General features: G+C 62.5%; 17 protein-coding genes. 8 read left to right on the forward strand and 9 right to left on the reverse strand.

Translation table 11 applies throughout. From position 1 onward, the window contains the following. Positions 1-8: 8 nt before the first annotated feature. From F2P45_RS12085 to F2P45_RS12100, 4 genes are all read right to left on the reverse strand, one after another. Positions 9-1,208 (reverse strand): acetyl-CoA C-acyltransferase, encoded by a 1,200-nt coding sequence (locus tag F2P45_RS12085; protein WP_166874757.1) that lies wholly within the window; start codon positions 1,206-1,208, stop codon positions 9-11. After that, entirely contained in the window at positions 1,201-3,027 is a 1,827-nt protein-coding gene (gene aceK, locus F2P45_RS12090) for a bifunctional isocitrate dehydrogenase kinase/phosphatase (RefSeq protein ID WP_166874761.1), read from the reverse strand. Before aceK ends, F2P45_RS12085 begins: the two co-directional genes overlap by 8 nt. 107 nt (positions 3,028-3,134) lie before the next feature. Beyond that, positions 3,135-4,319: an isovaleryl-CoA dehydrogenase gene (locus F2P45_RS12095; RefSeq protein WP_166874763.1), complete on the reverse strand. Its 1,185-nt coding sequence runs from the start codon at positions 4,317-4,319 to the stop codon at positions 3,135-3,137. 93 nt (positions 4,320-4,412) lie between these two features. After that, positions 4,413-4,805: a MerR family transcriptional regulator gene (locus F2P45_RS12100; RefSeq protein ID WP_099881878.1), complete on the reverse strand. Its 393-nt coding sequence runs from the start codon at positions 4,803-4,805 to the stop codon at positions 4,413-4,415. A gap of 531 nt (positions 4,806-5,336) precedes the next feature. Between F2P45_RS12100 and F2P45_RS12105 the strand changes: the two genes are divergently transcribed. Continuing rightward, complete coding sequence (locus F2P45_RS12105) at positions 5,337-5,744, forward strand: hypothetical protein (RefSeq protein ID WP_166874766.1); 408 nt, start codon at positions 5,337-5,339, stop codon at positions 5,742-5,744. A gap of 332 nt (positions 5,745-6,076) precedes the next feature. Then, positions 6,077-6,247, forward strand: a complete 171-nt coding sequence (locus F2P45_RS12110; RefSeq protein WP_166874768.1) for a hypothetical protein — start codon at positions 6,077-6,079, stop codon at positions 6,245-6,247. Between the two features lie 112 nt (positions 6,248-6,359). Here the strand turns inward: F2P45_RS12110 and F2P45_RS12115 are convergent, their stop codons facing one another. The 4 genes from F2P45_RS12115 to F2P45_RS12130 all read right to left on the reverse strand — a co-directional run bounded on the left by F2P45_RS12115 (position 6,360) and on the right by F2P45_RS12130 (position 10,244). Further along, the gene (locus tag F2P45_RS12115; RefSeq protein ID WP_166874771.1) at positions 6,360-6,956 is read right to left on the reverse strand and encodes a UbiX family flavin prenyltransferase; all 597 of its coding nucleotides are present in this window, start codon (positions 6,954-6,956) and stop codon (positions 6,360-6,362) included. Beyond that, positions 6,949-7,260, reverse strand: a complete 312-nt coding sequence (grxD, locus tag F2P45_RS12120) for a Grx4 family monothiol glutaredoxin (RefSeq protein WP_166874774.1) — start codon at positions 7,258-7,260, stop codon at positions 6,949-6,951. Before grxD ends, F2P45_RS12115 begins: the two co-directional genes overlap by 8 nt. Before the next feature lie 161 nt (positions 7,261-7,421). Continuing rightward, positions 7,422-7,886 carry a GNAT family N-acetyltransferase gene (locus F2P45_RS12125; protein WP_166874776.1) on the reverse strand — a complete coding sequence of 155 codons (465 nt, stop codon included), beginning with the start codon at positions 7,884-7,886 and terminating at the stop codon, positions 7,422-7,424. Between the two features lie 6 nt (positions 7,887-7,892). Further along, entirely contained in the window at positions 7,893-10,244 is a 2,352-nt protein-coding gene (locus F2P45_RS12130) for a Tex family protein (RefSeq protein ID WP_166874779.1), read from the reverse strand. 161 nt (positions 10,245-10,405) lie between these two features. On the opposite strand from F2P45_RS12130, the gene F2P45_RS12135 reads away from it, so the two are divergent. Next, positions 10,406-11,410, forward strand: coding sequence for a serine hydrolase domain-containing protein (locus tag F2P45_RS12135; protein WP_166874782.1), 1,005 nt, complete (start codon positions 10,406-10,408; stop codon positions 11,408-11,410). Between the two features lie 131 nt (positions 11,411-11,541). Here F2P45_RS12135 and F2P45_RS12140 read toward each other — a convergent pair whose 3' ends face one another. Further along, positions 11,542-12,012, reverse strand: coding sequence for a YegJ family protein (locus tag F2P45_RS12140; protein WP_166874783.1), 471 nt, complete (start codon positions 12,010-12,012; stop codon positions 11,542-11,544). Positions 12,013-12,315: 303 nt separating this feature from the next. On the opposite strand from F2P45_RS12140, the gene F2P45_RS12145 reads away from it, so the two are divergent. The 5 genes from F2P45_RS12145 to F2P45_RS12165 all read left to right on the forward strand — a co-directional run bounded on the left by F2P45_RS12145 (position 12,316) and on the right by F2P45_RS12165 (position 23,461). Beyond that, a complete protein-coding gene (locus F2P45_RS12145) occupies positions 12,316-15,426 on the forward strand; it encodes a DEAD/DEAH box helicase (protein ID WP_166874786.1) in 3,111 nt (1,036 codons plus the stop codon). 87 nt (positions 15,427-15,513) lie between these two features. After that, complete coding sequence (locus F2P45_RS12150; RefSeq protein ID WP_229505048.1) at positions 15,514-16,701, forward strand: PAS domain-containing sensor histidine kinase; 1,188 nt, start codon at positions 15,514-15,516, stop codon at positions 16,699-16,701. 39 nt (positions 16,702-16,740) lie between these two features. Continuing rightward, a complete protein-coding gene (locus F2P45_RS12155) occupies positions 16,741-17,424 on the forward strand; it encodes a response regulator transcription factor (RefSeq protein WP_166874790.1) in 684 nt (227 codons plus the stop codon). A gap of 373 nt (positions 17,425-17,797) precedes the next feature. After that, positions 17,798-18,499, forward strand: coding sequence for a transposase (locus F2P45_RS12160; protein ID WP_166874792.1), 702 nt, complete (start codon positions 17,798-17,800; stop codon positions 18,497-18,499). A 225-nt stretch (positions 18,500-18,724) separates the two neighbouring features. Continuing rightward, positions 18,725-23,461 (forward strand): glutamate synthase-related protein, encoded by a 4,737-nt coding sequence (locus tag F2P45_RS12165; protein WP_166874795.1) that lies wholly within the window; start codon positions 18,725-18,727, stop codon positions 23,459-23,461. Position 23,462: the final 1 nt, after the last annotated feature.

A 23,462-nucleotide genomic window follows, 5' to 3' on the forward strand; every position in this document is an offset into this window, starting at 1 on the left:
TGGTCGGCTTACATCATCTCGAACGCCATGGCCGTCGCTTCGCCGCCGCCGATGCACAGCGATGCCACGCCGCGCTTGCCGCCGGTCTTCTTCAACGCGCCGAGCAGGGTGACGATGATGCGCGCGCCGGAGGCGCCGATCGGGTGGCCCAGTGCGCAGGCGCCGCCGTGGATGTTGACCTTGTCGTGCGGGATGTCGAGTTCGTGCATCGCCGCCATCGGCACCGCCGCAAACGCCTCGTTGATCTCGTACAGGTCGACTTCGGACGGCTTCCAGCCGGTCTTGGCGAACAGCTTTTGCAGCGCGCCGATCGGGGCGGTGGTAAACAGGTTCGGCTCCTGCGCAAACGTGCTGTGGCCGACGATGCGGGCGATCGGCGCCAGGCCCAGTTCGCGCGCTTTCGATTCGCGCATCAGCACCAGGGCCGCGGCGCCGTCGTTGATCGACGACGACGAGGCGGCGGTGATGGTGCCATCCTTCTTGAAGGCGGGTTTGAGCGCCGGGATCTTGTCCAGCTTGGCCTTGGCCGGGCCTTCATCCTTGTCGATGATGGCGTCGCCGGCGCGCGTGGTCACCGTGACCGGCGCGATTTCCCACTTGAACCAGCCTTCGTTGCTGGCGTCCTGCGCGCGCTTGACCGAGGCGATCGCAAACGCATCCTGCGCTTCGCGCGTGAACCCATACTTGGCCACGCATTCTTCGGCAAAAGTGCCCATGGAACGGCCTTCGCCGGTCTTCTCGTTGCGCGAGTAAGCGTCTTCCAGGCCGTCGTACATCATGTGGTCGAGCATCTGTCCGTGGCCGATGCGGTAGCCGCCGCGCGCCTTCGGAATCAGGTACGGCGCATTGGTCATCGACTCCATGCCGCCGGCGACGACGATGTCGGCGCTGCCCGCGAGCAGGCTGTCATGCGCGAAGATGGCCGCCTGCATGGCCGAGCCGCACATCTTTGACAAGGTCACCGCACCGGCGGACAGCGGCAAGCCGCCCTTGATGGCTGCCTGGCGCGCAGGCGCCTGGCCCTGGCCGGCCATCAGGCAGTTCCCGAAGTAGACGTGCTCGACCAGCTTGGCATCGACGCCGGACCGCGCGACAGCGGCGGCAATCGCCACGGCGCCGAGGTCGCTGGCGGACTTGGAGGAAAAATCGCCCTGGAACGCGCCCATGGGTGTGCGGGCCGCGCCGACGATAACGACTGGATCATTCATTGTGTAAGTTCTCCAAATAGGACGGGGTATACGCCGCCGGATTATCGGCGGCACTCTGGTTGCAAAAGCGGATTTGCTGCGGATACGGGAACACGTCTTCGATATGGCCGTCCATGATGCGCTGTTTGCGCGACTGCCAGAAATCCCTGGTCAACAGATCCGCGTGGTGCTTCATGAAATACAGGCGGATTTTTGCGTTACCCAGCAAAAATGCGCCGAACTGCTCGGGAAAAACATCGTGCTTGCCGATGGAATACCACGGCTCGGCCGACATTTCATCTTCTTCGTTGCGCGGCTCCGGGATATTGCGGAAATTGCAGTCGGTGATATATTCGATTTCATCGTAATCGTAAAACACCACCCGGCCGTGGCGCGTCACGCCGAAGTTCTTGTACAGCATATCGCCCGGGAAGATATTCGCCGCCACCAGTTCCTTGATGGCGTTGCCGTATTCGAGCACGCCATGTTCGATCAGCGCATCGTTGCCGGCCACTTCCGCCGTGTTCAGAAAAATATTCAGCGGCACCATGCGCCGTTCGATGTACAGGTGGCGGATGATGATGCGGTCGCCTTCGTACTCGACCAGCGAGGGCGCGTGATGCATCAGCTCGGCGATCAGCTCTTCCGAAAAACGTTCCAGCGGAAAGGCCACGTTCGAGTATTCGAGCGTGTCGGCCATGCGGCCCACGCGGTCGTGGTTCTTGACCAGCAGGTATTTTTCCTTGATCTGGGCGCGTGTGGTTTCCTTGGGCGCTGGAAAGAAATCCTTGATCACCTTGAACACGTACGGAAACGAGGGCAGCGCGAACACCAGCATCACCAGGCCCTTGATGCCGGGCGCGATTTCGAAGCGGTCGGCGGTGTGTTTCAGGTGCTGCAGGTAATCGCGGTAGAACAGCGTCTTGCCCTGCTTTTGCAGGCCGAGGATGGTGTAGATCTCGCTGCGTGGCTTGCGCGGCAGCAGGCTGCGCAGGAACTGCACGTAGGCCGAGGGCACTTCCATATCCACCAGGAAGTAGGCGCGCGTGAACGAGAACAGGATCGTGATCTGTTCGTGGTCGAACAGCACCGTGTCGAGGATCAGCTCGCCGTGGCGGTTGTGCAGGATCGGCACGATGAACGGATATTCGCGGTTGCCGTTGATGCCCTTGCCGACGATATAGGCGCCCTTGTTGCGGAAAAACAGGCTCGACAGCACCTGGATCTGGTGGTTCGGCTCCAGCGCTTCGCCGCCGAAGATCAGCTTCAGGCGGGCTTCGACCAGGGCGATGTCGCGGTCGAGGTTGGCGAACTTGCAGTTCAGCTGGAAATTGGTGACGATGCGCTTGAGCGCGAAGCGCAGGCCGTCCTTGGCCGGGTAGTACACGCGGTAGGTCGGCAGCAGCTCGTCGGTTTCGATGTACTCGGTGGAGACCACCGGGCGCACGAAAATGAAATCGTTGTGGAAATAGGTGCGGTGCAGGATGTTGCAGCAGACCGAGTTGAAGAAGGTTTCGGCCAGTTCGGGCTGCTTGTGGCCGGACAGCATGCCGATGTAATGCAGCTTGAGTTCGCGCCAGACTTCGTCGGTCAGTTCGCCGTTATCGTATTCATCTTCGAGGATTTGCACGCATTCCTGCACGCGCTGGTCGTAGAAGCCGATGCGTTCGCGCGCCGCCTGCTGGGCCACGGCCCAGGAACCGGTTTCGAAATGGCGCTTGGCCGTCTGGCTGGTCTGGCGGAACAGGCGATAGTGCTTGTCGAAACCGTCGAGGATGGTGCGGGCGATGTCGAAAGCAATCTGCGAAGACAGCAGCTTGGGGAACGCAACTTGTGTCATCTGGCTTCTCGATCAGTCTTTGGTGGGAAGACTATTCTATACGCCTCAAGCTCGTCGTTCCCGCCTGCGCGGGAACGACGGTTTTGCATGAAACGTACTAACAGCCCTTACTTCGTCTCGGCAAACAATTCCCGCCCAATCAGCATGCGGCGGATTTCGCTGGTGCCTGCGCCGATTTCGTAGAGCTTCGCATCGCGCCACAGACGTCCGACCGGATACTCGTTGATATAACCATTGCCGCCCAGGGTCTGGATCGCTTCGCCCGCCATCCAGGTGGCCTTTTCGGCGCTGTACAAAATCGCGCCCGCCGCATCCTTGCGCAGGTTGCGGATCGCTTCCGGCGTTTTTGCGCGGTCGCAGGCCTGGCCCACGGCATACACATACGCCTTGCACGCCATCATGGTCGAATACATATCGGCCAGCTTGCCCTGCATGAGCTGGAATTCGCCGATCGGCTGGCCGAACTGCTTGCGGTCGTGCACGTACGGCACCACTGCGTCCATGCAGGCCGCCATGATGCCGAGCGGTCCGCCCGACAGCACGGTGCGCTCGAAATCGAGGCCCGACATCAGCACATTGACGCCCTTGCCCAGGCCGCCCAGCACGTTTTCGGCCGGCACTTCGCAATCCTGGAACACCAGTTCGCCCGTGTGCGAGCCGCGCATGCCCAGCTTGTCGAGCTTTTGCGCGATCGAGAAACCCTTGTAGCCTTTTTCGATGATGAAGGCGGTCATGCCGCGCGGGCCGGCTTCCAGGTCGTTCTTGGCGTACACCACCAGCACGTCGGCGTCCGGACCGTTGGTGATCCACATCTTGGTGCCGTTGAGCACCCAGCGGTCGCCCTTGAAATCGGCGCGCAGCTTCATGCTGACCACGTCCGAACCGGCATTCGGCTCCGACATCGCCAGTGCGCCGATGTACTCGCCGGAAATGAGCTTCGGCAGGTACTTCAGCTTCTGTTCTTCGCTGCCGTTGCGCTTGATCTGGTTGACGCACAGATTCGAGTGGGCGCCATACGACAGGCCGACCGAGGCCGACGCGCGCGAGATTTCTTCCATCGCCACGATGTGCGCCAGGTAGCCCATCTGGGCGCCGCCGTATTGCTCGTCGACAGTGATGCCCAGCACGCCCAGGTCGCCCATCTTGCGCCACAGATCCATCGGGAACTGATCGCTGCGGTCGATTTCCGCCGCGCGGGGAGCGATCTCTACCGCGGCGAATTGTTGGACTGCTTCGCGCAGCGCGGCGATGTCTTCGCCATGGTCAAAGGTCAAGCCTGGAAGATGCAGCATTTGTCGTCCTCGCGGGGTCGGAATGGGAAGAGTTCATCATACGCATGTTTGACGTTAACGTAAACGTCAAGCAGATGGCGTTTTTCTTGGTATTCAGGCATTGGCCGTGGTTTCGGCCAGCATGCGGCGGCATTCTTCTTCATGGGCGGCAATTTCGGCCAGCGCCATGTCGATATCCTCGCGCTGACGCTCAAGCGTTTCGCGCTGGTGGGCCAGCACGCCGAGGAAGCGGTTCATCTGCGCCGCCGTGTCCTTGGGCGACTCGTACATGTCGACGATGCTTTTGATTTCCGACAAGGTCAGGCCAAGGCGCTTGCCGCGCAGGGTCAGTTTGAGGTGGGTGCGGTCGCGCGCCGTGTAGACCCGGTTGCGTCCGCCCACGCCTTCGCGGCTGGGGCGCAGCAGGCCCTGGTCTTCATAGAAACGGATGGCGCGCGCGGTAATGTCGAATTCGCGCGCCAGTTCGGCGATGGTGTAAGTACGGATGGACATCAGAGGCTCGGAGCTATTCAAAGGCGCGGTGGGAAGGGGCCGCGCGCAATCGCCTGGATTGGTGCGCAGCTTGCCGTTTACGTCAACGTCAACCTATTGTAGCGTGCCTGCCGCTATCCCGGACACGAAAGAATGCCGCAGGCGGACCTCGAAAAACCGTCGCGGGCGCTGCAAGTTTCGTGCGGGAAGCGCCGCCGTACGACGCCGGTACGACGGCATCTTGCGCCGCAGCCATGAAAACGACGGCATCCCGCGCTTCCATCTGATCTAAGCCAAACCACCGGTTCGTGCGCGGGGGTGGCGCGGCGGCGCTGCGCCTACACTGGTTTTCCCGACCAGTGACATCCAATCAGGTGCACCAGGGTGTAAAAAACTGCCGAAGAATTAACATTCGACAGCGTTTTTTCCCTTGTTTTATGTGTGTACAAATCTCGCTTGATTGTTACATTGTAAATGTAACTTGTCACAATTGGTCTCAACCGTGAAGAGACTGACTTTCATGCAGTTGCATGAAATAGTGCCACCATGAATTCATCCAACGAACGCGAAAGCTTTAGTGAGCGCCTGCAGCAGGCACTGAAGAACGCCCACTACTCACCCGACAGCCCCACCCGCCTGGCGCGGGAATTTAACATTCGCTTCGATGGACGGCCGATCACTGTGCATGCTGCCCGGAAATGGCTTGTCGGAGAGGCGATTCCGACCCAGGAGAAGCTGCGCATGATCGCGCAATGGCTGGGCGTCCCGGCGGAGTGGTTACGCTTTGGCGGGGACGAAAGCGCGGCCGCGAATAGCGAAGGCGCGGGCGGTTTGTCGCGTTTCGAATCCGCCGATGTGAAATTAATTGCAGATTTACAGCGGCTGGACGAACATCATCGTCAAATTGCGCGAGAATTCATTCGCATGCTTGTACGCATTAATTACCAAAAGTAGCTATTTGGTACGTATATCTATCCTTTGCGGGTTGATATAGACATAAATATTTTCACGCCAGGCGCCCCCAAATTGGCGGCGCCCTGTCCGCCGACGCTTTCTGCGTCACATCAAGCCAAATCACGTCAGCGTCCTCTGCAAATTCGCCGGGACTTTATCATTTGTCATGGCGAGGCCATAAAATTCATGCACAATGGTCAGACCGTGGTGAGGTTTCCCAGGTGCAACGGATTATATTGTGCCGCACAAAAGCGGCATAGTGGCTCATAATCACAACAGCAATTGCAGTCTTGTCATCCCGTTACGCAACACGTCGAGGACCCAGCCGTCTTATGAAAAGTAACTACAGCAACACCGCGCAACTCAAGGACCTGATGACTGTTCCCCCGATGACTGCCGCGCAGCACGCAGAAGTCATGCGCAAGCGCATTGCCCATCGGCGGATGGTCGAGGAAGCAAAGGAATTGAAAAAGGCCGACAGCTGGCAGTTCGACAAGCGCTGATCGCGGCAAGCGCGGCAGGGCGGCGCCGGCGTGGCTGGCGCGGCCGTCTGCTTGCCCGCTGGCCTGTGCGCTCGTTGGCGCTATGCCGCCCACAGCGGGGTAGCGGGGCGCCTCAGGCGTCCGGCCCCGGCTTCATGCCGGCCCAGCGCGGCGCCATCGTGTGCACCACGCCAAACAGGTCCATGACCCGTGCCACCGTATGATCGACCATCTCGTCGATGCTCTCCGGCTTGTGATAAAAGCTCGGCAGCGGTGGAAAGATTACTCCCCCCATTTCCGTTACCGCCGTCATATTGCGCAGGTGCGCCAGGTTGAATGGCGTTTCGCGCACCATCAGCACCAGCCGGCGGCGCTCCTTGAGCACCACGTCGGCCGCGCGCGCGATCAGGTTGTCGGACAGCCCCAGGGCCACGGAGGCCAGGGTTTTCATCGAGCAGGGCGCGATGACCATGCCATCGGACTGGAACGAGCCGCTGGCGATCGAGGCGCCGACATCGCGGTTCTTGTGGACGACATGGGCCAGCGCCTCGACTTCGCGGCGCTGCATGCCCAGTTCCTGGTGCAGGGTCAGGACGGCCGCATCCGAGACGATCAGATGCGTCTCGATGCCGGGCGTGGCGGCCAGTTGCCGGACCAGGCGCACGCCATACACGGCGCCGGTGGCGCCAGTGATGGCGACAACCAGGCGCCGTGGGGGAGAATCAGGCATCGAGCAGGGCTTTGAGTTCGCCGGACTCGAACATCTCGTTCATGATGTCCGAGCCGCCGATGAATTCGCCCTTGACGTAAAGCTGGGGAATGGTTGGCCAGTTCGAATAGTCCTTGATACCCTGGCGCACTTCCGGATCTTCCAGCACATTGACGGTGGCGATATTCTCGACGCCGCAGGCTTTCAGGATCTGGATGGCACGGCCGGAAAAGCCGCATTGCGGGAACTGGGCGGTTCCCTTCATGAACAGCACCACAGGGGTGGCGGTTACGGTGTCTTTGATCCAGGTTTTTACGTCGCTCATGGCTTGCCTCGGTGGGAAATAGGTTAGATGCCGCCATTTTATAAGAAAACGGCGGGGGGCGGACGTTTGGGGGCCGGCGGCGTTGGGAGTAGGGGGGAATAGTCAATTTGGGGTAGGGGGCCGCCGAGGCCGGGAACGACGGGGGGCGGCGAAAGGCGGCGCTATTCCTCTCCCAGCGCTTTACCCAGGCAAACCGCATCGTCGCGTCCCACATACCTGCCGTAATTGGCAATCGGGCGATACCCGTGCCTTTCATAGAACGCCACGGCGCGCGTATTGACCTTGCGCGTTTCCAGCCACAGTGCGCGGTAGCCGAATTCGCGCGCCGCCTGTTCCAGGTGCGCCAGAAGGGCCGCGCCGGTGCCTTTGGTGCCGGGCCGCGCGAACATGCGCTTGATCTCGCCCACGTCCGCGTTTGCCTCCAGCGGGCGCAGCGCCGCGCAGCCGAGCAACTGCCCAGCCTCGCTGCGCGCCACCACGAACAGCGCGCGCGCCGCCCGTGCATCGTCCGCCGAAAACGCGGCCTTGCCGCTGTCCCCGGTAAGCGCCGCCAGCGCCGCCGACAGCTCTTCGATCAGCACGCGCGCGTCAAGGCTGTCCGGATCGCAGGCGCAAATCGCGATCATGGACTGTTACCCGCGCAGCTTGGCGAACGCCGCCGCCATGCTGCCGCCGGCCGGCGCCGGCGCGCGCTCCTGCTTCTGCTGATGCTGCGCCAGGCGCTTGCCGTCGGTGCGGTCGCCGCGCTGCTCGGGCTTGGACCCGGCCTGCGGCGCACTGTCGGTCAGGCGCATGGTCAGGGCGATGCGCTTGCGCTTCTCGTCCACTTCCAGCACCTTCACGCGCACCACCTGGCCGGCCTTGACCACCGTGTGCGGGTCCTTCACGAAGGTGTTCGACAGCGCCGAAATATGCACCAGTCCATCCTGGTGCACGCCGATATCGACAAACGCGCCGAAGGCCGCCACGTTGGTCACCACGCCTTCCAGGATCATGTCCGGGCGCAGGTCGCGGATCTCTTCCACGCCTTCCTTGAAGGTGGCGGTGGTGAACTCGGGGCGCGGATCGCGTCCCGGCTTTTCCAGTTCCTTGAGGATATCGGTAATGGTCGGCACGCCGAATTTGTCATCCGCGTACCTGGCCGGATTGAGCGTCTTCAAAAGCGACGCGTCGCCGATGACGGACTTCATCTCCTTCTTGATATCGGCCAGGATTTTTTCGACCAGCGGATACGATTCCGGGTGCACCGCCGAGGCGTCGAGCGGATTGGCGCCGCCCATCACGCGCAAGAAGCCGGCCGCCTGCTCGAAGGTTTTCTCGCCCAGGCGCGGCACGGCTTTCAGGTCCGCGCGCGAGGTGAACGCGCCTTTCAGGTCGCGGTAGGTGACGATGGCCTGCGCCACGCTCGAGGACAAGCCGGACACGCGCGCCAGCAGTGGCGCCGAGGCGGTGTTGACGTCCACCCCGACCGCATTCACGCAATCTTCGACAACCGCGTCGAGCGAGCGCGCCAACTGGGTCTGGCTGACATCGTGCTGGTACTGGCCCACGCCGATCGACTTGGGATCGATCTTCACCAGTTCGGCCAGCGGGTCCTGCAGGCGGCGCGCGATCGACACCGCGCCGCGCAGCGACACATCCATGTCGGGCAGCTCGCGCGAGGCGAATTCGGAGGCCGAGTAGACCGAGGCGCCGGCTTCCGACACGACGATCTTGGTCAGCTTGAGTTCCGCGCGCTGCTTGATCAGGTCCTGCGCCAGCTTGTCGGTTTCGCGCGAGGCGGTGCCGTTGCCGATCGAGATCAAGGACACATTGTGTTTCGCGGCCAGCGCGCCGAGCACGTGCAGCGAGCCATCCCAGTCGTTCCTCGGCTGGTGCGGATAGATGACGGCGGTGTCGACCACCTTGCCGGTGGCGTCGACCACGGCCACCTTGACGCCGGTGCGCAGCCCGGGGTCGAGGCCCATGGTGGCGCGCGGGCCGGCCGGTGCGGCCAGCAGCAGCGCTTTCAGGTTCAAGGCGAACACATTGATGGCATCGAGTTCGGCGCGTTCGCGCAGGGCGCCCATCAGCTCCGTCTCCAGGTGCATGAAACTTTTCACGCGCCAGGTCCAGCGCGCCGTGTCGGCCAGCCATTTGTCGGCCGGACGGCCCTGGTTCTTGATGCCGAAGCGCGCGGCGATGCGGCCTTCGCACGGGTTGTGCGGCGCGTCCCACTTCGGTTTTTCGGCTTCGGTGTCGAGCCGCAGGACCACGTCGAGGATGCCTTCGCGGCGCCCGCGCAACAGCGCCAGCGCGCGGTGCGAAGGCACGGTCGATATGGTTTCGGAGTAGTCGAAGTAATCGGCGAACTTTTCGCCTTCATCCTGCTTGCCCTCGACCACTTTCGATTCGACGATGCCGTGTTCCTGCACGTATTCGCGCAGCGACTGCAACAAGGTCGCGTCTTCGGCGAAGCGCTCCATCAGGATCTGGCGCGCGCCGTCCAGCGCGGCCTTGGTGTCGGCCACGCCGGGGTTGTTGCCGTCGTCGCTGGTGAAGGCCTCGCGCAGGTACTTGGCCGCTTCTTCTTCGGGAGCGATGGTCGGGTCGCCCAGCAAGCCTTCGGCCAGCGGCGCCAGGCCCGCTTCGATCGCGATCTGCGCCTTGGTGCGGCGTTTCTGCTTGTACGGCAGGTACAGGTCTTCCAGGCGCGTCTTGTCTTCGGCGTGGGTGACGGCGTCGAGCAGGGCCGGCGTCATCTTGTTTTGTTCGGTGATCGACGCAATGATCGCGGCGCGCCGGTCTTCCAGTTCGCGCAGGTAGCGCAGGCGCTCTTCCAGCAGGCGCAACTGGATATCGTCCAGTCCGCCGGTCGCTTCCTTGCGGTAACGCGCGATGAAGGGAACGGTGGCGCCCTCGTCGAGCAGGGCAATGGCGGCGGCAACCTGGACAGGCTTGGCGGCAAGTTCAATGGCGAGACGTTGTTCGATAGTTGGGAGCATGGGAGAACATCCTGATGAGTCAAGCAGGCAATGATACGCAATCGCGGCGAATGCGCCAGTCTTGACAGTGCCTGAACGGTGTGCAGGGCGACCGCCGGTCTGGCTGTTTAGTATCGGACAGTGTACATTGCCCCGGTCCTGTTGATCAGCATAAAAAAACGATGGAAACATTGCGCCAGTATTTTCTTGAACTTCAATCGACATTACCGGTCGAAGGGCCGGGTTTCAGTGCCGTCGTGCTGCAGGATAATGCGGTGGCATGCGAGCTGCATCACGGGATGGCGTCGCTGGAACTGGCGGTCCCCTTGTCGGGAAAGTCGGCCTATTATCTGGCGTCGGAATCGAAGCAGTTTACGGCGGCCTGCGTGCTGGTGCTGGTGCGCGCAGGGCGGATCGGGCTCGATGACGATGTGTGCAGCCACCTGCCGGAACTGGCGCGCATGGAACAGGCGTTTCCCTTGCGCTCGCTGCTCAATCACAGCAGCGGCATTCCCGATTATTTTCAGTTTTTGCAATGCCAGCTGGGACGGCACGAGGCCGATTATTTTAACAATGCGCTGATTTTAAAAATGATCGCCGGTTTCGCGTTGGTGGCTTTTCCGACCGGTACCCAACATGGTTACAGCAACAGTAATTATATCCTGCTTGCGGCACTGATCGAGCGCCTGAGCGGCGTCTCCGCGGCGCGCTTTGCACGCGACACCTTGTTCCAGCCGCTCGGCATCGAGCGCATGGGGTTCGACGATGACCGCAGCAATGTCATCATGCAGCGCGTGCTCAGTTATGAAGCGGATGCGGCGCGCCCGCGCGGGTTCAAACAGCATCTCGGCAATGCGAACACCGTGGGCGATGGCGGCGTGTATGCCAGCACCGATGAACTGCTACTGTGGGAACGCGAATGGCATCGCCAGTGGCACGATAGCGGGAGTCTGTTGCATGCGATGCTGCAGCCATCGGCGCTGGCCGATGGCACGGTGCTGCCTTACCGTTTCGGGCTGGAGATCATCGAGCGTAACGGCGCCGCCGTGGTGTTTCACAGTGGCGGCTTATGGGGATTCAATACCCTGCTGATGCGGCTGCCGGCGCGGCGCCTGTCGGTGATCTTCCTGGCCAATTGCGACAGCGCGCAACCGGATATGGAACGCATGCTGGCGGCGCTGGCGTAACATGGTGGCCGGCCGGGCCGACTTCGTCGCTGCCGTCGTCGTAAAAATCGTCGGCCGCGAGCCTCGCAAAGCGCGGATGGCAATTGTCCCGGTTCATGCCTTCTTCAGGGTCGAAAAAGTACTGCTTCATGTCAGCATTCGAAGCCATGCTGTTCGCGATACTGCTTGACCACGTTGGCCGGCATCGTTTTGAACAGGGCGCACACGGTGTAGCTGCCTTTCTGCTTGCCATTCTGAACATAACCCCAGTCCGAAATGTCGGAACGCTTGAAGGTGATTTCTTCGCCGTTTTCGACGCTCTCGATGATCTGTGGATCATTCGAGACGGTGCCGCTAAAGCCGGTTTTGGTCTGCTTGAATGGCATCACCCACATATGCTCGCTGCCATTTTCATCGGTGATTTTCACCTTCACGCGGAACATGTCGGCGCCGGCGGGTGGTTTCGCGTAGGTCGCCAGAAAAGTATCGAGCGAGCCTTGCGCCTTGGCGATTGCCGCAGCCATCACCGGACTTTCATCCTTGGCCATGACCACGCGGTCGCCGATCTGGGCATTGGCAGTGGCGGTAAACAGCAGCAGGGCGAGGACGGCGGACAGTTTCATGATTTCTCCAGGAGGGGATGAGCGGGGCGACCAAAAACGCAGGGCTCGAAAGTTGCCATCTTATCTATTTAGTAAATAAATAGCAATATTCGTAACACACCGGTGTCAATATCAGGAATGTGGCGGCGCGCTCCATGCAACTTCCCGGACTTACCCGTGCCGCATGAATGCCCTCGCACGCCCCATGCGCCCGCACAAACCCGGCCCCTTCGTGCGAAAGAGAACAGAACACAAGCGTCTTTATGTCGGATAATATCGGGTGTTATCGTCTTCGATATTGCCCTTACAGAACACATGCACACGATGGATTTAACGCGCGACGAACCCCGAGAAGGACGCCCTGCCACCGCTGCGCCGCACGCCACGCCGGCGTCGGCCCTGCCGGCGCCGATCGCCAGCTGGCTGCAACGGGTCGAGGCCGCCGCCCACCCGCAGCCCAAGCTCGACCTGGAGGTCAAGGATCCCAAAGTCGCCCAGTACAAGTTCGTCTATGTGCTGGCCCCGACCAGCGGCGGACGCCACGTGGCCCTGTGCCTGTGCAAGGCGCGCCTGCGCCCCAACGGCGAAGTGGCCGCCGCCAGCCCGGTCAGCGAAGTGTTTTCCCTGCTCTCGGCCCCGCCCGCCTATCTCGAAGGCGACGATGAAGACCTGGTGCGTTTCTTCATCGCCATGCGCAGCGGCGCCGCGTCCCAGGGCGGCAGCGCGACCGAGCCGAAAGGCAAGGTCGGCGCCATCCTGCTGCACATGTTGCTGGAACAAGACAAGCTGCTGTGGGCGAATTCCTGGGCCGACATGGCCAACGGCCTGATCTATCCGCTGCAGGCCGGCCCCGTGCGCGAAGCCAACCTGGTCTGGCGCGAGGAAGGCCGTAGCGCGCGCCTCGGCTGGCAAGTCCAGCCCGCCAGCGGCGCGACCCACACCGCCGCCGACCAGATCGACTACATGCTGCCGACCGATCCGCCGTGGTACATCGACAACCTGTCCTGCGGCGCGCTGGCGCTCAACCGCGGCGGGGTCGACATTTCCCTGGCCGACTTGCAGGCGCTGGTGGCGCAAGCCCCGGCGCTGAGCGGCAACGACAAAAAGCGCGTGTCGCAACTGTTGCTGGCCCATGGCTTGCAGCAACTCATGCCCCTGCCGCAGCCGCTCATCCAGCGCCTGCGCGACGACGTCAAGCCGCGTCCGCACTTGCTGCTCGACAGCGTGCCGCTGGCCGACGGCGCGCATCAGCGCTGGCACGATTACGCCGTGCTCTCCTTCGACTATGACGGCGAGCGGGTCGCCTTCGACCCGGCCCAGCGCGTGGTGCGCCAGGTGGGCGACGTGACCGAAGTCATCGCGCGCGATAGCGCGGCCGAGGCCGCCGCACTGGAAGAACTGACCGCGCTCGGTTTCCGCAAGCCCGGCACGGCGCCGCTCAACGCCCTGGCCGGCGCCCGGCAGCTGGAAAGCCAGGCGCACTGGCTGCGTTTTGCCGAAGGCGACCTGGCCGGCCTGATCGAGGCTGGCTGGCATGTTCAGAAATCGAGCAAATACCGCTACGACGTGGTCGCGGTGGAAGACTGGTACGCCGAGATCGACGAGCCGGCCGAAGCGGGCAACGCCTGGTTCGAGCTGGAGCTGGGCATCGTGGTCAACCAGAAACGCGTGCCGCTGCTGCCGGTGCTGGTGCAGCTGATCCGCAGCGCCCCGAGCGACTTCGATCCCGAGGTGCTGGCCGCCCACGCCGACGCCGACCAGATGCTGGCCACCCTGCCCGACGGCCTGCGCGTGGCGCTGCCCTGGGGCCGCCTGAAGCCGATTCTCAACACGCTCGGTGAACTTTACTTCAGCGACAAGATCAAAACCAAGGTCAGGCTCTCGACCCTGGATGCGGGCCGTCTCGAAGAACTGGCGCGCGGAACCGCTTTGCGCTGGTTCGGCGGCGAGCAGTTGCGCGAAACCGGTCGTAAGCTGAGCTTGTTCGGTTCGGTGCAAAAAGTGGCGCCTCCGGCGGGGCTGCAGGCGACCCTGCGCGACTACCAGGCAGACGGCCTGGCCTGGATGCAGTTCCTGCGCGAGTACGACCTGGCCGGCATCCTGGCCGACGACATGGGCCTGGGCAAGACGGTGCAAACCCTGGCCCACATCCTGATCGAAAAAGAAGCCGGCCGCCTGACCCATCCGGCCCTGGTCATCGCGCCCACCAGCCTGATGACCAACTGGCAGGACGAGGCGGCCCGCTTCGCGCCAAGCCTGCGCGTGCTGCTGCTGCAAGGCAAGGAGCGCCTGGAACAGTTCGACAAGATCGAGGAAGTCGACCTGGTCCTGACCACCTACGCCCTGTTGCCGCGAGACGAAGAAAAACTGCGCGAGCACGAGTTCCATCTCGTCATTCTCGACGAATCGCACTACATCAAGAACAACCGCTCCAAGGCGGCCCAGAGCGCCGGCCTGCTCAAGTCGCGCCACCGCCTGTGCCTGACCGGCACGCCGCTCGAAAACCACCTGGGCGAATTGTGGTCGCAGTTCCACTTCTTGCTGCCGGGCTTGCTGGGCGATGAAAAAACCTTCAACAGCCAGTTCCGCCATCCGATCGAGCGCCAGGACGATCCGCTGCGGCGCGCGCTGCTGAACCGCCGCATCCGGCCTTTCCTGCTGCGCCGTACCAAGGACAATGTCGCCAAGGAATTGCCGCCGAAAACCGAGATGGTGCGCAAGGTCGAGTTGTCGGGCGCCCAGCGCGACCTGTACGAAACCGTGCGCCTGGCGATGGACAAGAAGGTGCGCGACGAGATCGACAAAAAGGGCGTGGCGCGCAGCCAGATCGTCATCCTGGAAGCCTTGCTCAAGCTGCGCCAGGTCTGCTGCGACCCGCGCCTGGTGAAGGCGCTGCCTGCCAAGAAGAAAGACAGCGGCTCCGCCAAGCTGATCGACCTGATGCAGATGGTCGACGATTTGCTCGAAGAAGGCCGCAAGATCCTGGTGTTCTCGCAATTTACCAGCATGCTGGCGCTGATCGAGGAAGAGCTCAACGCGCGCCGCATTCCGTACGCCTTGCTCACCGGCGACACCAAGGACCGCGCGGCCCAGGTCGCCGCCTTCCAGCAGGGCGCGGTGCCGATCTTCCTGATCAGCCTGAAGGCGGGCGGCGTCGGCCTGAACCTGACCGCGGCCGATACCGTGATCCACTACGATCCGTGGTGGAATCCGGCCGCCGAAAACCAGGCCACCGACCGCGCCTGGCGCATCGGGCAGGACAAGCCCGTGTTCGTCTACAAGCTGATTGCCAAGGGCACCCTGGAGGAAAAGATCCAGTTGCTGCAGCAAAAGAAATCCGACCTGGCGCAATCGATCCTGGCCGAAGGCGAGTCGCAAAAAATGAGCCTGACGCAAGAAGACCTGCAAGCCATTTTCGCGCCGCTGGACGAATAGCGGTCGCGGATTTGTGTTCATATACTTACTACAATGTTGGCGATATACTAGCGAAATGTGATATTGAACAGGTAAAGAAAGCGTTCCATGAACAATAGTGTCACCGAGGCAAACACAGGGTCGGTGCGGTCCAGCGACAACATGCTCGTGGAACAGTTTCGCGCCATCGCCGAGTTGCGCGGCGATGTGGCCTGGATCGTCGATTGCGCGTCCGGCACCTTGTCCTATATCAGTCCCTCGGTGCGGGACCTGCTCGGATACGAGGCGGTCGATTTCATCAAGCAACTGTCCAGCCGGCAGGCGGAGTCGCCGCTGGCCGCTCTGTGCGCGGGATTGCCGGAACGTATAGCTCGCTTCACCGCCGGCGACCAGAGCCGGCGCGAGCTGCTGCGCCGTGTCGACCAGCTGCGTCCGGATGGCAGCACGGTCCCGCTCGAGGTGCGCTCGACCTTGCTGACCGACGCCAGCGGCAAGCCGTGCGCGCTGGTCGGCGTGCTGGTCGACGCCAGTGCCGAGCGCGCGCGGGCCGAGGAAACGCGTCGCTTTGCGAGCATGCTGAACCATGAATTTCGCACGCCCTTGTCGACCATCGACGGCGCCATCCAGCGCCTGGAGGCGACCGCAACGCACGCCGACGAGCCGACCCGCCAGCGTTACCGCAAGATTCAGGGTGCGGTGGACCGGCTGATCGGTATGCTTGACCAGTACCTGTCGCCCGACCGCATGGACGAGATCGGCAGCGCGCGCCAGCCCGACACCGTCTCGCCCGAGCTGCTGTTGCAGGAAGCGGCGGCCCAGGTCAGCGCGGCAGGGGGCATTGCGCGCGTCGAATCGAGCGGCTTGCCGCCCTTGATTCGCGCCCAGCCGAGCGCGCTGCGCCTGGCGTTGAAGGTGCTGGTGGACAACGCGCTGCAATATTCGCCGCCCGGACAGCCCATCATCCTGGCCGGGCACGCGACAAAGGACGGCATCGAACTGTCCGTGCGCGATCGCGGCCAGGGCGTGCCGCCAGCGGAAACGGCCACGATCTTTGGCAAGGGTTGTCGTGGGAGTAACGCCGTGGGTGCGGGTTCCGGCCTCGGCCTGTACATGGCGCGGTCGGTCGTCGAAGTGCATGGAGGCACCATCGATGTTCAAAATGTGACATTGTCGGGCCCGGTGTTCAAAATCTGGCTCCCCGCGCAACGCGCGGCGGGGAAAAGAGTTGCGCCAGAAGGTAGCAGCAGTGATAATTCCGGTAATCAACACACTAGGGAAGGCACCGCGCGCAAGTAGGGAAGCACGGGGTAATGAAATGAAGAAAATGGCCAACCCATGACGCAGATATTGATTGTTGAGGACAACGGCGACTATGCCGGCGATATGGCGGAGTTTCTGACGGAACTCAACCATGAAGTAATGATTGCGACCACCGCCGCCGACATGTGGGCGGCCCTGACCAAGACCCCGACCGCCGTGGTCGTGCTCGACCTCGGCTTGCCCGACGAAGACGGTTTCAATGTGATTCCGCGCATGCGCCAGCTGTATCCCGAAATCGGCCTGCTGGTGCTGACCGGGCGCGTCGCGTTCGACAACCGCATCCTGGGCTTGCGCCTGGGCGCCGACCATTACCTGACCAAGCCGATCAAGTTTCCGGAACTGGCCGCGCATATCGAGGCGCTGGACCGGCGCGTGCGTCCGCCCGAGCCGGCCGCCCAGCTGCCGAGCAAATGGACCTTGCGCGTCAGTGCGCGCCAGCTCGAACTGATGGGGGCGGTGATCGACCTGACCGAGAAAGAGTGCAACTTCCTGCACCTGCTCACGCTCAACACCCGTCCGGTGCCGCGCCAGGTGATCGTGGCCGGCATGGGCGGCGACGATCCGGACGCCAGCCGCCGGGTCGACATGCTGGTCTACCGCTTGCGCAAGAAAGCGCGCTCCGGCCTCGGCCAGGACTTGCCCCTGCGCAGCGCCTACGGCGAAGGCTACAGCCTGTCCGCCGGCTTCACCCTCGCGTAACCGGTTACATCGCGCCGCCTTGTGCCAGTCCACCATTGCCGGCGCGCCACTTCCGGCGCCGGGCGATGCGCGCGTCGCCGCAATGACAGCGCCGACATTGCCGCTCGCCGCGATCGCTTGCCGCTCGACCGGGCAACAAAATGACTGCCGAGCCCTCAGGTTTCACCGCGATCTGTCTCGTATCGTGGTTTCGTCACGCGGCATTTGACGACATGATGGCCTTTGGGATCAACTGTGGCGGCGACGTGGACACCGCCGCCGCGTCATAAATAGGGACATAGCCACGCATCATCAGCATGAGCCTGTATTTAATGAGGGACAGAGTCGCGACAGTTCAGTAAAATACGGCGCTCCGCTTCCTTTTCATACCACCATGGCCCGCCTTCCCCGTCTCGTCCTGCCCAACCAGCCGCACCACATCATCCAGCACGGCAACGACCGCCAGCTGATTTTCCGCGAAGCCGACGATTACCAGCGCTTCCTCGGCTGGCTGAAAGATAGCGCCAGGGAATTCAAAGTCGCCATCCACGCCTACGTGCTGATGCCCAACCACCTGCACCTGCTCGCTTCCCCATCGACGCTGGAAGGCCTGGCCCAGACCATGCAGCGCGTCGGCCGCTACTATGTTCCCTGGTTCAACGCCAAGTACGGCCGCAGCGGCAGCCTGTTCCAGGGCCGCTTCAAAACCTCGCTGATCGACGCCGCCGCCTACTTCCTGCTGTGCAGCCGCTATATAGAACACAACCCGGTGCGCAGCGAGCTCGTTTCCGATCCGCTGGACTACCCGTGGTCGAGCTACCCGCACCACGCCGGCGCCCAGCCCGACAATGTGATCACCGACCACGCCCTGTATTGGGCGCTGGGAAACACTCCCTTCCAGCGCGAAGCCGCTTATATCGAACTGAGCCGCCCAGCCCTGACGCGCGAGCAGCTCGACCAGATCAACGGTGCCGTGCTCAAGGGCTGGCCGCTCGGTTCCGATGCCTTTAAGACAGAATTGCAACACCGCGCCAAGCGCCAGGTACTACCCGCCAAGCGCGGCAGACCGTTCAAAATCAAGCCGCCCGCCCCCTGAAAACGCCCGCTGGGCGTTTTTTTTCGCCTGCCAGAAACGCCAAAAACCCTTTTCCCAGCTAGCCGCAAGGCATAAACGCGACAATCGACTGACTGTGTCCCTATTAAATTTTCGGAGCGACGCCAGCGCGATTAATTGGACTCTGACCCTAATTAATCCGCTTGCCCATTCTGCTGCATTGCACTAATGTTGGTGTTCGATTTTAAAAAGCTGTGGAGAATGCGCATGATTGCCCAAGGAATGTACGATCCATCCAATGAACACGATGCCTGCGGCGTCGGTTTCATCGCCCACATCAAGGGCAACAAGAGCCACTCCATCATCGAGCAGGGCCTGCTGATCCTGAAGAATCTGGATCACCGGGGCGCTGTCGGTGCCGACAAGCTGATGGGCGACGGGGCCGGCATCCTGATCCAGATCCCGGACCAGTACTTCCGCGACGAAATGGCGAAGCAGGGCGTGGAACTGCCTCCGCCGGGCGAATACGGCGTCGGCATGGTATTCCTGCCGAAAGAAAACGCTTCCCGCATCGCCTGCGAGCAAGAAATCGAGCGCGCCGTGCGCATCGAAGGCCAGGTCGTGCTCGGCTGGCGCAACGTGCCGCTGGACGACACCATGCCGATGTCGCCGACCGTGCGCGGCAAGGAACCGGTGATCCGCCAGATCTTCATCGGGCGCGGCCCGGACATCATGGTCACCGACGCGCTCGAACGGAAGCTGTACGTGATCCGCAAGTCGTCCGGCCACGCGATCCAGGCGCTCAAACTGCTGCACGGTAAAGAATTCTTCGTGCCATCGATGTCGGCCCGCACCATCGTCTACAAGGGCTTGCTGCTGGCCGACCAGGTCGGCGTCTATTACAAGGACCTGCAAGATCCGCGCTGCATCTCGGCACTGGCGCTGGTGCACCAGCGTTTCTCGACCAACACCTTCCCGGAATGGCCGCTGGCCCACCCCTACCGCCTGATCGCCCACAACGGCGAAATCAACACCGTCAAAGGCAACTTCAACTGGATGCGCGCGCGCGAAGGCGTGATGAAGTCGGCCGTGCTGGGCGACGACCTGCAAAAGCTGTTCCCGCTGATCTATGAAGGCCAGTCCGACACCGCCTGCTTCGACAACGCCCTCGAACTGCTGATCATGGCCGGCTACCCGATCGCCCAGGCCATGATGATGATGATCCCCGAAGCCTGGGAAAATCACACCATGATGGACGACAACCGCCGCGCCTTCTACGAATACCACGCCGCCATGATGGAACCGTGGGACGGTCCGGCCGCCATGGCCTTCACCGACGGGCGCCACATCGGCGGCACCCTCGACCGCAACGGCTTGCGTCCGGCGCGCTACATCGTCACCGACGACGACCTGGTCGTGATGGCCTCCGAATCGGGCGTGCTGCCGATTCCGGAATCGAAAATCATCCAGAAATGGCGCCTGCAGCCGGGCAAGATGTTCCTGATCGACCTGGAAGCGGGCCGCATCATCGACGACAAGGAATTGAAAGACACCTACGCCAACGCCAAGCCCTACAAGGCATGGATCAACTCGGTGCGCATCAAGCTCAACGAGATCAAGCTCAAGGAAAGCCAGCTCGGCCACAACCGCGCCAAGGACGGCACGCTGGCCCAGGGAGAAAAAGCCCCGGCCACCGTGCTCGATCGCCAGCAAGCCTTCGGCTACACCCAGGAAGACCTGAAATTCCTGATGGCACCAATGGCCGTGCTCGGTGAAGAAGCCACCGGTTCGATGGGCAACGATTCGCCGCTGGCGGTCATGTCCAACAAGCTGAAACCCTTGTACAACTACTTCAAGCAACTGTTCGCGCAAGTGACCAACCCGCCGATCGACCCGATCCGCGAAGCCATGGTCATGTCGCTGGTCTCCTTCATCGGCCCCAAGCCGAATTTGCTGGACACCAACAACGTCAACCCGCCGATGCGCCTTGAAGTGTCGCAGCCGGTGCTCGGTTTCGACGACATGGCGCGCCTGCGCAACATCAGCGCCCATACCGGCGGCAAGTTCAAGTCGTACGAGCTGAACATTTGCTACCCGGTCGCCTGGGGCAAGGAAGGCATCGAAGCCTCGCTCGCCTCGCTGTGCGCGGAAGCGGTGGACGCGGTCAAGTCCGGCCACAACATCCTGATCGTCTCCGACCGCGCCGTCTCGGCCGAACAGGTCGCCATCCCGGCCCTGCTGGCCACCTCGACCGTGCACCAGCACCTGGTGGCGCGCGGCCTGCGCGCTTCCACCGGCCTGGTCGTCGAAACCGGCTCGGCCCGCGAAACCCACCACTTCGCCCTGCTGGCCGGCTACGGCGCCGAAGCCGTTCACCCCTACCTGGCCATGGAAACCCTGATCGAACTGGCCCAGGGCATGAGCGGCGAGATGTCGGGCGAGACCGCCATCTATAACTACACCAAGGCCGTCGGCAAGGGCCTGATGAAGGTGATGTCCAAAATGGGCATCTCGACCTACATGTCGTACTGCGGCGCGCAGATTTTCGAAGTCATCGGCCTGAACAAGTCGCTGGTCGACAAATACTTCAAGGGCACGTCCTCGAACGTCGAAGGCATCGGCGTGTTCGAAGTGGCCGAAGAAGCCCTGCGCCTGCACACCCTGGCCTTCGGCAACGATCCGCTGCTGCTCGACGCCCTGGATGCCGGCGGCGAATACGCCTTCCGCGTGCGCGGCGAAGAACACATGTGGACCCCTGACGCAATCGCCAAGCTGCAGCACTCCACCCGCAGCAACAATTTTTCGAGCTACAAGGAATACGCGCAGATCATCAATGACCAGAGCCGTCGTCATTTGACACTGCGTGGCCTGTTCGAGTTCAAACTCGATCCGACCAAAGCCATTGCGCTCGACGAAGTCGAACCGGCCAAAGAGATCGTCAAGCGTTTCGCCACCGGCGCCATGTCGATGGGCTCGATCAGCACCGAAGCCCACGCCACCCTGGCCATCGCCCTGAACCGCATCGGCGGCAAGTCGAACACGGGCGAAGGCGGCGAAGATCCGTTCCGCTACACCAAGGAATTGAAAGGCATCAAGATCAAGCAGGGCGAAACGATGGCCTCCGTCATCGGCGAGCAGAATGTGGTGGTCGATATTCCTTTGCAGGAAGGCGATTCCCTGCGTTCGCGCATCAAGCAGGTCGCTTCGGGCCGCTTTGGCGTCACCGCCGAGTACCTGAACTCGGCCGACCAGATCCAGATCAAGATGGCGCAGGGCGCCAAGCCGGGCGAGGGCGGCCAGTTGCCGGGCCACAAAGTGACCGAATACATCGCCAGCCTGCGCTTCTCGGTGCCGGGCGTGGGCCTGATTTCGCCACCGCCGCACCACGATATCTATTCCATCGAAGATCTGGCGCAATTGATCCACGACCTGAAAAATGCCAATCCGCGCGCCTCGATCTCGGTCAAGCTGGTCTCGGAAGTGGGTATCGGCACGGTCGCCGCAGGCGTGACCAAGGCCAAGGCCGACCACGTGGTCGTTGCCGGCCATGACGGCGGCACGGGCGCATCGCCATTGTCGTCGGTCAAGCACGCCGGTACGCCGTGGGAACTCGGTCTGGCAGAGACGCAACAGACATTGGTGCTGAACGGCTTGCGCAGCCGTATCCGCGTGCAGGCCGATGGCCAGATGAAAACCGGGCGCGACGTCGTCATCGCCGCCATGCTCGGCGCCGACGAGATCGGCTTCGCCACGGCCCCGCTGGTGGTCGAAGGCTGCATCATGATGCGCAAATGCCACCTGAACACTTGTCCGGTCGGTGTGGCGACCCAGGACCCAATCCTGCGCGCCAAGTTCTCGGGCAAGCCTGAATACGTGGTGAACTATTTCTTCTTCGTCGCCGAAGAAGCGCGCCAGTTGATGGCCCAGCTCGGCATCCGCAGCTACGACGAACTGATCGGCCGGGTCGACCTGCTCGACAAATCGAAAGCCATCAGCCACTGGAAAGCCCGTGGCCTGGACTTTTCCAACATTTTCTACCAGCCGGAAGTGCCGGCCGGCGGCGCCGTGCGCCAGGTCGAAGAACAGGACCATGGCCTCGAAAAAGCCCTGGACCACAAGCTCATCGCCCAGGCCAAAGCGGCCCTGGAAAAAGGCGAGCGCGTCTCCTTTATCTCGCCGGTGCGCAACGTCAACCGCACCGTCGGCACCATGCTCTCGGGCGAAGTGGCCAAGCGCTACGGCCACGCCGGTTTGCCGGACGACACCATCCACATCCAGCTACAAGGCACGGCCGGCCAGTCCGCCGCCGCCTTCCTGGCAGCCGGCATCACCCTGGACCTGGTGGGCGAGGGCAACGATTACGTGGGCAAGGGCTTGTCGGGCGGACGCATCATCGTGCGTCCCAACACCGAATTCCGTGGCTGGGCGGTGGATAACATCATCGTCGGCAACACGGTGCTGTACGGCGCGATTGCCGGCGAAGCCTTCTTCAACGGCGTGGCGGGCGAACGCTTTGCCGTGCGCAACTCCGGCGCCACCGCGATTGTCGAAGGCTGCGGCGACCACGGCTGCGAATACATGACCGGCGGCACCGTCGTGGTGCTGGGCGCGACTGGCCGCAACTTTGCGGCGGGCATGTCGGGCGGCGTGGCCTATGTCTACGATCCGCTGGGCGACTTCGAGAAGAAATGCAACACCGCCATGGTCAATCTGGAGCGCGTGCTCAGCACCAAGGAGCAGGGCGACCGCGCCGGCTGGCACAGCCAGAGCCGCGCCAGCGATCCGGAATCGGACGAAGCCATCCTCAAGCGCCTGATCGAACGCCACTTCAAGCACACGGGCTCGACCCGCGCGCGCAACCTGCTGGACGACTGGGCGACAGGCCGCGCCAAGTTCGTCAAAGTCTTCCCGACCGAATACAAGCGGGCGCTGGAAGAACTGCACAACAGCAGCATGGAAGAAGCGAACGACAAGATCGATACGGTCGCCAAGATCGCTGCCTAAG

Source organism: Massilia mucilaginosa, assembly GCF_011682145.1.
Lineage (GTDB): Bacteria > Pseudomonadota > Gammaproteobacteria > Burkholderiales > Burkholderiaceae_D > Telluria_A > Telluria_A mucilaginosa.